Source organism: Streptomyces nanshensis (assembly GCF_001751255.1).
In the GTDB taxonomy this organism is placed as follows: Bacteria; Actinomycetota; Actinomycetes; order Streptomycetales; family Streptomycetaceae; genus Streptomyces; species Streptomyces nanshensis_A.
The window spans coordinates 9802-23285 of sequence record NZ_LJGW01000330.1; the positions used below are offsets into that span (position 1 = coordinate 9802).

Below are 13484 nucleotides of genomic sequence, written 5' to 3' on the forward strand. Positions count from 1 at the left end.
GTCGCCGCCGTCCTGTTCGTCACCGTCCCGTTCGTCACCGTCGCCCTCCCGGCCGTCCCCGTGGGGCGGCAGCAGCTCCAGCCCCGTCGCCGGGGTGAGCGTGGCGCGGAGCCAGCGCGCGGTGTCTCGGGTGCCGGGGCCCGCGTCCAGCGCGGTGGCCGGGCCGAGCGCGAACTCCGCCCCGGCGCCCGCCCGTTGGGGCGTCACGGAGACCGGCGCGGGAACCAGGTCCGAATCCGGATACGTCACGTGCGTACGCCTTTCGTCTGGCGGGTCACTCCTTCACCGCGCCTCCGAGCCCGGAGACGAGGCGTCTGTGCACGAGTACGAAGAAGACCAGCACGGGCAGTGTCATGACCGTCGACGCGGCCATCACCCCGCCCCAGTCGGGGGTTTCGGCGTCGAAGAAGACCAACAGGGCCATGGGGAGCGTGGAGTTCTCGGTCGCGGAGATGATGAAGGACTTGGCGAAGAGGAAGTCGTTCCACGTCGAGATGAACGAGAAGACGCTCGTGGCCACCAGCCCCGGAAAGACCAGCGGAAAGAGGATCTGCCACAGGAAGCGCGTGCGGCTCGCCCCGTCGATGAGGGCCGCCTCCTCCAGCGTGTCCGGTACGGCCTTCACGAATCCGCGCAGCATCCACACGGCGAACGGCAGCGAGAACGCCAGGTGCGGAAGCATCAGCGACAGCAGGGAGTTGAGGGCGCCGACGTCCCGCATGAGGAAGAACATGGGAATGGTCAGCGCTTCCACCGGCACCATCTGCGCCACGAGGAAAAGGATCAGCAGCGTCGTACGGAAGCGGAAACGGAAGCGGGTGACGGCCGTCGCCGCGAGAAACGCGACGAGCGCGGAGGCGATCACCACCGTCCCGGCCACCAGAAGGCTGTTGAGGAAATAGCGGCCGAAGTCCTGCTGCCCGAAGACCCGTCGGAAGGCGTCCAGCGTCGGATTCGCCGTCCACGGCACGGGATGCGCCGAGCGCACTTCCCCGGCGGGTTTCAGTGCCGAAAGCACCATCCAGTAAAGGGGAAAGGCCACGACGAGGGCGACGGCGACCGCCGTGCCCTCCGCCGCCAGCCGCCACGGCCTGACCCGGAGGCGGCGCCGTGAACGGCCCCGCGGAACCGCCGCGCCTGCACCCGCGCCCGCCCCCGTCACAGCTCCTCGCCCTTCCGCCGCAGCAGCCGCAGATACACCAGCGTGACGCCGAGGAGCAGAAGCAGCATCACGACGCCGATCGCCGAACCGAGGCTGTACTGCGAGGAGGCGAACGCCTTCTGGTACGCGTACACGTTGAGCACGAGGTTCTGCCCCGCGATGCCGCCGCCTCCCGTCATGACGTAGATCTGCGTGAAGATCTTGAAGTCCCAGATCACCGACTGGATCGTCACGACGAGCAGGATCGGCCGCAGCATCGGCGTCGTCACACTCCGCCAGGTCCGCCAGTGCGACGCCCCGTCGAGCGCCGCCGCCTCCAGCACCTCGGCCGGTATCGCCCTGATCCCCGCGTAGACGGTCACCATCACCAACGGGAAGGAGCACCAGACCACTTCGAGGAAGACCAGCGCGAAGGCGCTCATCCGCCCGTACGTCCAGGAGAAGTCGCCCAGCCCCAACACCCTGTTGACGGGACCGAAGTCGGCGTCGAAGAGGAAGACCCAGACCGTCGACCCGGTGACGGCCGGCGTCGCCCACGCGCCCAGCGCCGCCAGCATCAGCAGCAGCCGCGGCACCGCCCGTACGCGGGTGAGCAGCACCGCGAGCGCACAGCCCACCGCGAGGGTGCCCAGCACACAGGCGGCGGCGAAGAGGACGGTCGCCACCAGGACGTCCCAGAACTGCGCGTCGGAGAACAGCTCCGCGTAGTTGGCCAGGCCCTGGAACGAGGTCGGTTCGCCGCCGCTGACCTGTGCCTGGGTGTATTCGAGTACGGAGATGAGGCCCAACTGCCAGACGGGGTAGGCCAGAAGACCGCCGAGCACCAGCAGGGCGGGCGCGAGATAGAGCCACGGCGTCAGCCGTCCCCGCGCATGCGCCGGCCCCGGGCCCCGTCCGTGCCTCTGTCCCGGTCCCTGGCCCTCTCCCGGTGCCGGTGCCTGTTCCCGGCCCGCCGCGGGCGCGGACGCGGGCGGCGCCGCCCCCGGTACGGGCGCGACCGCGCTCACTCGGCGAACGCCTCGTCCATCTTCCGCGCGGCCTCGTCCGCCGCCGCGTCCACACCGCGCTTCTTCCCGGCGATCTGCTGGAACATCGTCGGCAGCACCTGCCCGGCGTCGATCTCGGCCCACCCGGGCGTCGCGGGCACGAACTCCGTTCCCGCGTCGAGGGTTTCGACGAACGGCTCGACGAACGGCTCCTTCTTCGCGGCCTGTCGACGGGTGTCGGTGAACGTCGGCAGAAAGCCCATCGCGTCGAAGAGCCGCCGCTGTGTGTCCTTCCCGGCCAGGTCCTTCATCAGCGCGACGGCGAGCGTGCGGTGCGAACTGCTCTTCAGTACGCCGACGTTGTTGCCCCCGGCGAAGGCCGGGGCGATGCTGCCGCGCTTCCTCCCCGGAAGCGGCACGACGTCGTAGTCGCCCTTGACCTCTCCGTCGTCCACGGCCTGCCGGTTGAAGTCGCCGGCGACGACCATCCCTGCCTTGCCCGCCGCGAACGCCTCGACGTTCTCGTTGCCGCCCATCCGGGCGCACTTGGCGGCCGGGCAGTTGTCGTCCCCGAACAGGCCGGTGTAGGCGGCGATTCCACGCTTGGCGTCCGCGCTGCCGACGGCCGAGGTGTACGTGCCGTCCTTCTTCTTCACGGCCAACTGCCCGCCGTGCGCCCAGATGAACGGCATCGCGCCGTAGGTGTACGCGCCGCCCACGGCCAGTCCGTACATGCCGGGCCGCTCCTGCCGTATCCGCCGTGCGGCGTCGGCCACTTCACCGAGCGTACGGGGCACCTCGACGTCCAACTCGCGGAAGACGTCGGTGCGGTAGTACAGCGCCCGTACGCCGACGAAGAGCGGCGCACCGTAGACCTTGCCGCCGACGGTCACCGATGTCTTCGCCGTGGGGTCGACGTCCCGCGCCTGCGGCCAGTCGGCGAACTCGGCGCTCACATCGGCCAGTCCGCCGTTCTCGACGTACCCGGCGGTGTCGGTGTTGCCGTACTCGATCACGTCGGGCGCCGACGAGGGGTCGTTGAAGGCGCCCTTGATCTTCTCGGCTCGGCTGTCGACGGGGATGTAGCGCACGTCGACGCGTACGCCCTTGTGCCGCTTCTCGAAGCTCCGCACGACGCCGTCGACGACGCGCTCCTTCGGCCCGTTGCCGACCTCGCGGAAGAGCCACACCCGCAGCGTGCCGCTCTTCTCGTCCTTCTGCGGCCCGCCCCCGGAGGTGGACGGCGCACAGCCCGCCAGCAGCGTCCCCGCCAGTGCAAGTGCCGCCAGCGGCGCGGCAGTTCGTACGGCCATCCTCACGGCGTCCCCCAACCCTCCCAGGGCGTTGCAGAGTTCGCAACGCGCGTTTCGCGCAGCACAACCGCAGAGGAGATTACGAGCCGTCCCCCGGCCCGGCAATAGGTCTCAACCAATCCGTTCCCGTCCGCGCCCGGAAGCACGCGCCCACGCACACGCGACGGCACCCGCCCCCGGACACGCCAACGCGCCCCGCCCGTCCCGCGATCGGGGACGGACGGGGCGCGCTGTGAGCCTTGCGCGAGAACCGCACCGGGAGCCGCCCGGCCGCCTGCCGGCGGAGGACGGAACGGGCGGACGGTCAGAACGGAGAGACGGGACGCAGGAAGAGCGCCGGAGAGGTGGCCGGGAGCCGGTGGAAGCCGCCGGAGACGGCGGCCCGAACCGGTGGCCCGGAGCGGCTACTTGCCGCCCTTGCCGTCCTTCCCGCCGCCCTTGCCGTCCTTGTCCCCGCCGGAGCTCATCGTCTCGTAGATCTCCTTGCACATGGGACAGACCGGGTACTTCTTCGGGTCGCGCCCGGGCACCCAGACCTTCCCGCAGAGCGCGACGACGGGCGTACCGTCCATCGCGCTCGCCATGATCTTGTCCTTCTGGACGTAATGGGCGAACCGTTCGTGGTCGCCGTCTCCGTGCGACGTCTGCGGGGTCGGCTCGACGAGGGTGCCGGTGCCCGTACCGCGCTCAGGCTCAAGAGTGCTCATGCGGACCAAGCCTAATTCAGCGAGGCATCGTCCGGGTATGTGGCCACCATCGCCAGCTCGCTGCGCTGCCGCCGCAGCACGGAGCGCCACAGACGCTCGGGCGACGGCGAGGAGACGTCGCCCGGTTCGGACTCGACGACATACCACGCACCCTCCGACAGCTCCTTCTCGAGCTGGCCCGGACCCCAGCCGGCGTACCCGGCGAAGATGCGCAGCGACCCCAGTTCCGCGGCGAGCAGCTCCGGCGGCGCCTCCAGATCGACGAGGCCGATCGCGCCGTGCACCCGGCGCCAGCCCAGCGGGCCGTCCCGGCCCTCCTCCTCGCCGCCCCCGTACCCCCGCTCCTCCGGTCCGGCTCCGTTCGCCGCACTGCGGGCACCGGCGGCGGCGCCGCGCGCGGCCTCCGGCTCCCCGTCGTCGGGTCCGCCCCCGTACGAGGCGGGCACCACGGCCACACCGAGCGCCGCGTCCAGCGAGACGGGACCGCCCTGGAAGACGACGCCGGGCTCCCCGGCGAGCGCCGCCCACGGCTCCAGGATGTCGCCGACGTCCACGGGGGTCGGGCGGTTGAGCACCACGCCGAGCGACCCCTCCGCGTCGTGGTCGAGCAGCAGGACCACGGCCCGGTCGAAGTTCGGGTCAGCCAGCACCGGGGTCGCGACCAGCAGCCGCCCGGTGAGTGAAGACACCTCGGTCATGCGGCAATGATCCCGCACGTGAGCCGTCCGTGGGAGCCAACGGCCGGATCTGCGGCCGATACCCGGCATCCGCCCAGGTCACCGGGGAGGCACCGAATCTCCCCAGATCCGGCGCACACCTCCCGCACACCCCCGCACGATCTGCCACACATCCGCAACTCCGGTCACGTTCGGGGCACTTGTCCCTCACACATCGTGACCCCGCCGGTACGCGGCGGCCTGTTCCCCTCCCCGGTCCTTACGCGGCGGTGCGCCGGGACCCTTACGATTGTCCTTCGTCCTCGGCCCCGGAACGTCTCCAGGGCGGCCCAGGACGGCGGAGCCGCAGAGCCCCGCATCACAGGCCCCCAACCGTCTTCAGGAACGCGGAGATCCATGACCGACGACGTCCTGCTCGTCCACGGCGGCACCCCGATCGATGGCGAGATCCGTGTCCGTGGCGCGAAGAACCTCGTTCCGAAGGCGATGGTCGCCGCGCTGCTGGGAAGCGAGCCGAGCCGGCTCCGCAACGTCCCCGACATCCGCGACGTGCGGGTCGTACGGGGGCTGCTGCAGCTCCACGGCACCACCGTCACCACCGGCGAGGAGGCGGACGAGCTGGTGCTCGACCCGTCCCACGTCGAGAGCGCCAACGTCGCGGACATCGACGCGCACGCCGGCTCCTCCCGCATCCCGATCCTCTTCTGCGGCCCGCTGCTGCACCGCCTCGGCCACGCCTTCATCCCGGGCCTGGGCGGCTGCGACATCGGCGGCCGTCCCGTCGACTTCCACTTCGACGTGCTGCGCCAGTTCGGCGCGACGATCGAGAAGCGCGCCGACGGCCAGTATCTGGAGGCGCCGCAGCGGCTGCGCGGCACGAAGATCCGGCTGCCCTACCCGTCCGTCGGCTCGACGGAGCAGGTGCTGCTGACGGCCGTACTGGCCGAGGGCTCCACCGAGCTGAGCAACGCCGCCGTCGAGCCGGAGATCGAGGACCTCATCTGCGTCCTGCAGAAGATGGGCGCGATCATCTCGATGGACACCGACCGCACGATCCGCATCACCGGCGTCGACAAGCTCGGCGGCTACACCCACCGCGCGCTGCCCGACCGTCTGGAGGCCGCCTCGTGGGCGAGCGCCGCGCTCGCGACCGAGGGCCAGGTCTTCGTACGGGGCGCGAGCCAGCCCGGGATGATGACCTTCCTCAACACCTTCCGCAAGGTCGGCGGCGCCTTCGAGGTGGTCGACGAGGGCATCCGCTTCTGGCACCCGGGCGGCCCGCTGAAATCCATCGCACTGGAGACGGACGTGCACCCCGGCTTCCAGACGGACTGGCAGCAGCCGCTCGTCGTCGCGCTCACGCAGGCCACGGGGCTGTCCATCGTCCACGAGACGGTCTACGAGTCCCGCCTCGGCTTCACCTCCGCGCTGAACCAGATGGGCGCCCACATCCAGCTCTACCGTGAGTGCCTCGGCGGCTCCGCGTGCCGCTTCGGACAGCGCAACTTCCTGCACTCCGCGGTGGTTTCGGGCCCGACGAAGCTCCAGGGCTCGGACCTGATCATCCCGGACCTGCGCGGCGGCTTCTCGTATCTGATCGCGGCGCTCGCCGCCCAGGGCACCTCGCGGGTCCACGGCATCGACCTGATCAACCGCGGCTACGAGAACTTCATGAACAAGCTCGCCGAGCTGGGCGCCAAGGCGGAGCGCCCCTAGCCTCCGCCCCCGGCACGCGGCTCGTACGCGGCACACGGCACACGAAAGGGCGGTCACCCACTGCGGGTGACCGCCCTCGTGCCGCAGGGGTGCGGACCGGCCGAGGCCGTCCGCCCTGCCGGCTGCTTACTTGCCCTTGGCGGATTCCTTGAGCTTGGAGCCGGCCGACACCTTCACGCTGTACCCGGCCGGAATCTCGATCGGGTCGCCGGTCTGCGGGTTCCGCGCGGTGCGGGCCGCACGGTGCGTGCGCTCGAAGGTGAGGAAACCGGGGATGGTGACCTTCTCGTCGCCCTTGGAGACGACCTCGCCGACGGTCTCGGCGAGGGCGGCCAGAACGGCGTCGGCGTCCTTACGGGTCACCTCGGCGCGCTCGGAGAGAGCGGCCACCAGCTCACTGCGGTTCATAACTCGTTACTCCCGTGTTCTTCTTGCCGATGAGGCGTGAGATCGAAGCCGATGCTGCCAGGGCCCTCGGACAGTCCCTTGACCAGGGTCTGTTTTGAGACCCTCCCGCCCCGTGAGGTTGCTCCGTGACGGAGCCCCCGGGGAAGGATCCTGCCCCTACGTGCGGCGGGAAAGCCAATCCGGATCATGCTGACAGCTGCGGAGTCACACGAGCGGCGGCGACGGCCGCGCTGTGCTGACGCCCCACAGGCTTGTGTCTGCCGCAACCCTAGAGGGGGCGCCGTGACCTGGCACCTCGCGACGCGCCGTGCCACCGCGCGGCGAGCGGCCGGTGCCCGTAACGCCTCCGGCCCGGACTCACGGGGCTGTGAGTAACCTCTCGCCTTCCGCACAAACCCGGAATGTGTCCTTCCCGACCGATTGTGACCGGATGTGTCCGGGCGTGACGGACGGTGCTCAGTCTGCGGCCCCTTCGGGGACCGAAGCGGCGGCGGTCGCGGGGGCGGCGCCGGCCGTGGTGGTGGCGGGCGCGACGGCGGCCTCCCCCGCGGCGCGCGCCGCGTTCCGTACCGCGTCCGCGACGGCGCCGGAGACCTTCTCGTTGAAGACACTCGGAATGATGTAGTTCGGGTTCAGCTCGTCGACGAGGACGACGTCCGCCAGCGCCCGGGCGGCGGCCAGCATCATCGTGTCGTTGACCGAACGCGACTGCGCGTCCAGCAGGCCACGGAAGACGCCGGGGAAGACGAGCACGTTGTTGATCTGGTTCGGGAAGTCGGAGCGGCCCGTGGCGACGACCGCCGCCGTCTCCCGCGCCACCGCCGGGTCGACCTCCGGGTCCGGGTTGGCGAGCGCGAACACGATGGCGCCGTCGGCCATGCGCGCCACGTCGGTGCCGTTCAGCACGTTCGGCGCGGAGACGCCGATGAAGACGTCCGTGCCGACGACGGCGTCCTTCAACGTGCCCGTGACGCCCTCGGAGTTGGTGTTGTCCGCGATCCAGCGCAGCGGCGAGCCCTCGGCCTCGTCCACGAGGTCGGGACGGCCGTCGTGCACCACTCCGTGGATGTCGGCGACGATCGCGTGCTTGACGCCCGCCTCCAGGAGGAGCTTGAGGATGGCCGTACCGGCCGCGCCCGCGCCGGACATCACGACGCGGATGTCCTCGATGCGTTTGCCGACGACGCGCAGCGCGTTGTAGAGGGCGGCGAGGACGACGATGGCCGTGCCGTGCTGGTCGTCGTGGAAGACGGGGATGTCGACGAGTTCGCGCAGCCGCGCCTCGATCTCGAAGCAGCGGGGCGCGGAGATGTCCTCCAGGTTGATGCCGGCGAAGCCCGGCGCCAGCGCCCGTACGACCTCCACGATCGTGTCGGTGTCCTGGGTGTCCAGGCAGATCGGCCAGGCGTCGATCCCCGCGAAGCGCTTGAAGAGGGCGGCCTTGCCCTCCATGACGGGCAGCGATGCCTGGGGTCCGATGTTGCCGAGGCCGAGCACCGCCGAGCCGTCGGTGACGACGGCGACGCTGTTCCGCTTGATCGTCAACCGCCGTGCGTCCTCGGGGTGTTCCGCGATCTGTGTGCACACACGGGCCACGCCCGGCGTGTAGACCATGGACAGGTCGTCGCGATTGCGAATGGGGTGCTTCGACGACATCTCGATCTTGCCGCCGAGGTGCATCAGGAACGTACGGTCGGAGACCTTGCCGAGCACGACGCCCTCGATGCCGCGGATGCGCGCCACGATCTCGTCGGCGTGCGCGGTGGACGAGGCGGCGATCGTGACGTCGATACGCAGCCGCTCGTGCCCGGAGGCGGTGACGTCGAGGCCGGTGACCGAACCGCCCGAGGACTCCACGACCGTGGTGATCTGGCTGACCGCGGTCCCCCCGGCGGGAACCTCCAGGCGGACAGTCATCGAGTAGGAGACGCTGGGCGCGCTCATGGCCGACTTCCCTCTGCTTTCCCTTGACGCGTGGTGCCGCACCGAACCGGCAGCGCCGAAGTATCGGCGTGCGGGGGTGGGGCGCGTCAACAGATCGTCCCACCTACCCTCCGGTACGGGGTAACCCGTGGACCGGCAGGGATCCTCAGCACGGAAAGGGCCTTCCACAGTACGAGATGCCGGAGATCGCACCTTCTTCGCCCCCTCCTTCCTGCCCCCGGCGCGAAACCCTGTGTCTACGCCCCAAATCACTTCAAAGCGCCCCATCTCGACCTAGGATCGCCCCGCAAACCCCATATGCATACAGGGAGACCAGGAATGGCTCAGGGCACCGTCAAGTGGTTCAACGCCGAGAAGGGCTACGGCTTCATCGCCCAGGAAGACGGCGGACCGGACGTCTTCGTCCACTACAGCTCGATCCACGGAGAGGGCTACCGCAGTCTTCAGGACACCCAGCGCGTCGAGTTCGAGATCGCGGAGGGCCGCAAGGGCCCGCAGGCGGAAGGGGTCCGCATCATCGGCTGACAGCCGGGACGCGAACCCCTGCGGAGAGCTTCACCGAAGGCCGAAGCTCGTAGAACGAAACGAGAGTTCCGAAGTCTTGGATGACACCGACCCGCCAGCTCGCCTCGCGGCAAGTGGTCGCTCGTAGCGACAATGGTTGGGCCCGGGGGCATGGATCGGGCCGGTGCCACATCCAGGCTAACAAACAGCCTCCGGGAGCGATTCCCTTACAGGGAGGCGACTTTCCCGTCAGTCCCTGAGCAGTTCCGGCACCCCGTCCGCGTCCGGCAGGTCCTCCTCGCCGGACAGTACGGTCAGCCGCTGCGTCGCCCGGGTCAGTGCCACGTACAGCACCCGGAGCCCGGCGGCGGTCCCGTCGGCCGCCGCCTCACGGGCCGCCGCAGCACGGGCCGGGCCCCCGCCGGCGATACCGGCGGGGGAGGCCACGATCACCGCGTCGTACTCAAGTCCCTTGGCCTCCAGGCTTCCCAGGGCGACGGCGCGTTCCCCGAGGCCCGCGAGCCACTCGCGGGCCTCTTCCCTGCGGTCCATCGGGACGACGACGCCGACGGTGCCGTCCACCTCCGCCAGCGCACGCCGCGCCTCCTCGCGCACCGCCGGGCCCAACTCGCCCCGTACGGCGGCGAATCGGGGCCGCAGTCCGGTGGAGCGTACGGCCTTCGGCGGTGCCGTTCCCGGCATCGCCAGGGCCAGCACCCGGTCGGCCAGTTCCGCGATCTCCGCGGGATTGCGGTAGTTGACGGTGAGTTCGAAACGGCGGCGCGGGCGGGAGCCCAGGGCGTCCGTGCGGGCCTCGGCGGCCTCCTCGGTGTCCGGCCACGAGCTCTGGGCCGGGTCGCCGACGACCGTCCAGGTGGCGTGGCGTCCGCGGCGGCCGACCATGCGCCACTGCATCGGCGTCAGATCCTGGGCCTCGTCGACGATGACGTGCGCGTAGTCCGTGCGCTCCTCCGCCTGGCGCTCGGAGCGCTCGCGGCGCGCGGTCGGGTCGCGGTCGGCCGCCGTCGTCAACTCCTCCAGGCCGCTGAGCTGTTCGAGGACGTCCGCGGGGGACGGTTCCCTCTCGCGGCGCGGCTTGGGGGGTGCGCCGAGCAGGACGCGCAGTTCGTCGAGGAGCGCCACGTCGTGGACGGAGAGGGGGCCCTCGCCGTCCTCGCCGAGGCGGCGCAGCGAGCCGGCGACGGCGGAGACCTCCGCCCGGTCGAGCAGCCGGCGGGCACGGCCGCGGCCCGAGCGCCCCGGCGCCGGCTTCCGCCCGGAGCGTCCCGTGCGCGGGGGCAGGCCCGCGACGCGCGACAGGGTCTCCTCGTCGGCGAGGGAGGCCAGCACCCGGCGGGGCGTCAACTCCGGCCACCACGCGTCGAGGAAGGAGACGAACGCGTCCTCGGCCGAGACGTCCTCGTCGAACGCCTCGCGTGCCTCGGCCGCCAACTCCGGGTCGGTGTGGCGGCGTCCGGCGCCGGACTTCTCCCACAGCGCGTCCAGCAGGAACTTGCGGGCGCGCGGCCGCATGAGGTTGACGGGCGCGGTGCCGCCGAGCACCTGCTGCCGTACGTCGCGCAGTTCGTCGGCGCCGAGTTCGACGCGGTTGCGGAAGGCCACGACGCGCAGCGTCTGCGGCACCTGCCCCGCGTCCAGCGCGGCGCGCGCCGCACGGTGCAGCAGCTTCGCCATGCGGGCCGAGCCCTTGACGCGTGCGGCGTGCGGCTCGTCGTACGTCGTGGCCTCGGCGCCCTCGACCAGGGAGCCCAGGGCGCGGATGGCGACCTGGCCCTCCTCGCCGAGTGAGGGCAGCACGCCCTCGGTGTAGGAGACGAGCAGCGGCGTCGGACTGACGACGAGGATGCCGCCCGCGTACCGCCGCCGGTCCTGGTAGAGGAGATAGGCGGCGCGGTGCAGCGCGACCGCGGTCTTGCCGGTACCGGGTCCGCCCTCGACCTCCGTGACGGAGGCGGCGGGGGCGCGGATGACGAGGTCCTGCTCGGCCTGGATGGAGGAGACGATGTCGCGCATCGCGTGGCCGCGGGCGCGGCCGAGCGCGGCCATCAGCGCGCCGTCGCCGGTGACGGACAGCTCCTCGCCGTCCAGGCTCGCCCGCACCTCGGGGCGCAGCAGGTCGTCCTCGACGCCGAGGACCGTGCGGCCCTTGCTGCGGATGACGCGGCGGCGTACGACACGGCCCGGTTCGACCGGCGTCGCGCGGTAGAAGGGGGCGGCGGCCGGCGCGCGCCAGTCGATGACGAGCGGGGTGTAGTCGGCGTCGAGCACGCCCATGCGTCCGACGTGCAGGGTCTCGGCGATGCCGGCGGTGCCGTCGGGGCGTACGGCGCCTTCGGCGGGCTCGACCGAGGTGTACGCGCCGTCGGGTCCGCGCCGGGCGTCGGCGCCGGGGAGCAGATCGATGCGTCCGAAGAGGAAGTCCTCGAACTCGCGGTTGAGGCGGTTGAGATGCACGCCGGCGCGGAAGACCTGTGCGTCCCGTTCGGCCAGCGCTCCCGGGGTGCCGACCTGTGCCCGCTTCGAGGCGTCGTCCATCAGGAACTCGGCCTCGTGGATCTTCTCCTCGAGGCGCCGGTACACCTCGTCCAGGTGCCGCTGTTCCCCGCGGATCTCCCGCTCACGGACGGAGTCGTGGTGCGCTGCCAACGACGCGGCCCCCTTCTGCCTTCTGCCTGTTCGGGCCCCTGCCGCAACGGGGCGAGGACGGTGCGCCGCGTACGCCGTGCGCCGGTGCGGGCTCGCCCCTGGGGAGCGGTCAACCGTACGCGAACGGACATGTCCGCGCATCCGCGGCCGTGCCCGGCGGGGACGGTGCGGACCGGTCAGCCCCGGGTGTCCGCGGCCGGGTCACCGGCCGAGTCCGCGACCGGGCCCGCGGCCGGGCCCGCGACCGGATCCGCGTCGTCCGCGACGTCCCCGTCGTACTTGGCGCTCTCCGGTGCCGCGTCGAGCGCCAGCCGGTAGCCGCGTTTGACGACGGTCTGGACGATCTCGGGGGCGTCCAGCGCGACGCGCAGCCGCGCCACCGCCGTCTCCACCGCGTGCTCGTCGTTGCCCGAACCCGGCAGGGCGCGCAGCAGTTCGGCACGGGCGACCACATGTCCGGGACGGCGCGCGAGGGCACGCAGCAGCGCCATCCCGGCGGGACGCACCGTCCGCAGCTCGCCGTCCACGACGACCGCGCGCCCGCGGATCTCCACGCGGTGCCCCGCGACGGCCAACACCCGTGCGCGGTCCGGGAGTCGGGTGCACAGCACCTGGACGAGCGGGCCGAGGCGGAAGCGTTCCGGCGCCACGGTCCGTACGCCCTCGTTCTCCAGCGGCGCCGCCGTCACGGGGCCGACGCACGCCGCGAGCACGTCCGTACGCATCGCCTCCAGCAGCGCGTCCCGTACGCCGCGGCGCCCGGCGCGCTCCAGCAGGGAGGCCGCGGCGGGGGCGCTGGTGAAGGCCAGGGCGTCGACGCCGCGGGCGAGTACGGCGTCGATGAGACGGTCGACGGGCCCGATGTCCTCCGGCGGCATCCAGCGGTAGACGGGGACGGGGACGATCTGCGCGCCCGCCTCCCGCAGCGACTCGATGAAGCCGGGCAGCGGTTCGCCGTGCAGTTGCAGCGCGATGCGCCGTCCCTCGACGCCCTGTGTCAGCAGCCGGTCGAGCACCTCGGCCATCGACTCCGAGGCGGGCGACCACGACTCCTTGAGCCCGGCCGCACGGATGGCGCCGCGCACCTTCGGCCCGCGGGCCAGCACTTCGGCGGCGGCGAGACGGTCGAGCAGGCCGGCGCCCAGGCCCCAGCCCTCGGCGGCCTCGATCCAGCCGCGGAAGCCGATCGCGGTGGTGGCGATCACCATGTCCGGGGCGTGCGCGAGGAGTCGGCGGGTGGCGTCGAGGAGTTCGGTGTCGTCGGCGAGGGGGACGATGCGCAGCGCGGGCGCCTGCTGCACCTCCGCGCCGCGGCGCTCCAGCAGGGCGCCCAGCTCCTCGGCGCGGCGGGCGGCGGTGACGCCGACGGTGAATCCGGCCAGGGGCTGTACGTCCTGGCG

12 protein-coding genes are annotated in these 13484 nt (G+C 71.7%); 2 read left to right on the forward strand and 10 right to left on the reverse strand.

From position 1 onward, the window contains the following. From AN218_RS36835 to AN218_RS19640, 6 genes are all read right to left on the reverse strand, one after another. Positions 1 to 249, reverse strand: a 249-nt coding sequence (locus tag AN218_RS36835; protein ID WP_476755967.1) for a glycoside hydrolase family 20 zincin-like fold domain-containing protein, incomplete at its 3' end; no start/stop codon positions are given. A gap of 25 nt (positions 250 to 274) precedes the next feature. Continuing rightward, complete coding sequence (locus tag AN218_RS19620; protein ID WP_375537808.1) at positions 275 to 1021, reverse strand: carbohydrate ABC transporter permease; 747 nt, start codon at positions 1019 to 1021, stop codon at positions 275 to 277. A gap of 137 nt (positions 1022 to 1158) precedes the next feature. Then, entirely contained in the window at positions 1159 to 2169 is a 1011-nt protein-coding gene (locus tag AN218_RS19625) for a carbohydrate ABC transporter permease (protein ID WP_070018198.1), read from the reverse strand. Continuing rightward, entirely contained in the window at positions 2166 to 3461 is a 1296-nt protein-coding gene (locus tag AN218_RS19630; protein WP_420855993.1) for an extracellular solute-binding protein, read from the reverse strand. The genes AN218_RS19625 and AN218_RS19630 overlap by 4 nt, the downstream gene beginning before the upstream one ends. A gap of 404 nt (positions 3462 to 3865) precedes the next feature. Beyond that, on the reverse strand, positions 3866 to 4168 hold the full coding sequence (locus tag AN218_RS19635; protein WP_070018207.1) for a DUF3039 domain-containing protein: 303 nt from the start codon (positions 4166 to 4168) through the stop codon (positions 3866 to 3868). An 11-nt stretch (positions 4169 to 4179) separates the two neighbouring features. After that, positions 4180 to 4866, reverse strand: a complete 687-nt coding sequence (locus AN218_RS19640; protein ID WP_070018200.1) for a YqgE/AlgH family protein — start codon at positions 4864 to 4866, stop codon at positions 4180 to 4182. Between the two features lie 375 nt (positions 4867 to 5241). On the opposite strand from AN218_RS19640, the gene murA reads away from it, so the two are divergent. Then, positions 5242 to 6561, forward strand: coding sequence for a UDP-N-acetylglucosamine 1-carboxyvinyltransferase (gene murA, locus AN218_RS19645; RefSeq protein ID WP_070018201.1), 1320 nt, complete (start codon positions 5242 to 5244; stop codon positions 6559 to 6561). A gap of 126 nt (positions 6562 to 6687) precedes the next feature. Here murA and AN218_RS19650 read toward each other — a convergent pair whose 3' ends face one another. Together AN218_RS19650 and AN218_RS19655 are read right to left on the reverse strand one after the other, a co-directional pair. Next, on the reverse strand, positions 6688 to 6969 hold the full coding sequence (locus AN218_RS19650) for an HU family DNA-binding protein (protein WP_028433116.1): 282 nt from the start codon (positions 6967 to 6969) through the stop codon (positions 6688 to 6690). Positions 6970 to 7425: 456 nt separating this feature from the next. Then, positions 7426 to 8913, reverse strand: a complete 1488-nt coding sequence (locus tag AN218_RS19655) for an NAD-dependent malic enzyme (RefSeq protein ID WP_070018202.1) — start codon at positions 8911 to 8913, stop codon at positions 7426 to 7428. A 318-nt stretch (positions 8914 to 9231) separates the two neighbouring features. Between AN218_RS19655 and AN218_RS19660 the strand changes: the two genes are divergently transcribed. Beyond that, positions 9232 to 9438: a cold-shock protein gene (locus AN218_RS19660; protein WP_028433118.1), complete on the forward strand. Its 207-nt coding sequence runs from the start codon at positions 9232 to 9234 to the stop codon at positions 9436 to 9438. 228 nt (positions 9439 to 9666) lie between these two features. Here the strand turns inward: AN218_RS19660 and AN218_RS19665 are convergent, their stop codons facing one another. Both AN218_RS19665 and AN218_RS19670 read right to left on the reverse strand, forming a co-directional pair. Next, on the reverse strand, positions 9667 to 12084 hold the full coding sequence (locus AN218_RS19665; protein ID WP_070018203.1) for a HelD family protein: 2418 nt from the start codon (positions 12082 to 12084) through the stop codon (positions 9667 to 9669). A gap of 176 nt (positions 12085 to 12260) precedes the next feature. Continuing rightward, the coding region (locus tag AN218_RS19670) for a uroporphyrinogen-III synthase (protein WP_079132358.1) at positions 12261 to 13484 on the reverse strand (1224 nt) is incomplete at its 5' end.

What these genes read in the sequence shown, in the direction of transcription:
- AN218_RS19620 (WP_375537808.1), bottom strand. Translation starts at nt 1,021, where the DNA reads ATGGTGCTTTCGGCACTGAAACCCGCCGGGGAAGTGCGCTCGGCGCAT.
- AN218_RS19630 (WP_420855993.1), bottom strand. Translation starts at nt 3,461, where the DNA reads ATGGCCGTACGAACTGCCGCGCCGCTGGCGGCACTTGCACTGGCGGGG.
- AN218_RS19635 (WP_070018207.1), bottom strand. Translation starts at nt 4,168, where the DNA reads ATGAGCACTCTTGAGCCTGAGCGCGGTACGGGCACCGGCACCCTCGTC.
- AN218_RS19640 (WP_070018200.1), bottom strand. Translation starts at nt 4,866, where the DNA reads ATGACCGAGGTGTCTTCACTCACCGGGCGGCTGCTGGTCGCGACCCCG.
- murA (WP_070018201.1), top strand. Translation starts at nt 5,242, where the DNA reads ATGACCGACGACGTCCTGCTCGTCCACGGCGGCACCCCGATCGATGGC.
- AN218_RS19650 (WP_028433116.1), bottom strand. Translation starts at nt 6,969, where the DNA reads ATGAACCGCAGTGAGCTGGTGGCCGCTCTCTCCGAGCGCGCCGAGGTG.
- AN218_RS19655 (WP_070018202.1), bottom strand. Translation starts at nt 8,913, where the DNA reads ATGAGCGCGCCCAGCGTCTCCTACTCGATGACTGTCCGCCTGGAGGTT.
- AN218_RS19660 (WP_028433118.1), top strand. Translation starts at nt 9,232, where the DNA reads ATGGCTCAGGGCACCGTCAAGTGGTTCAACGCCGAGAAGGGCTACGGC.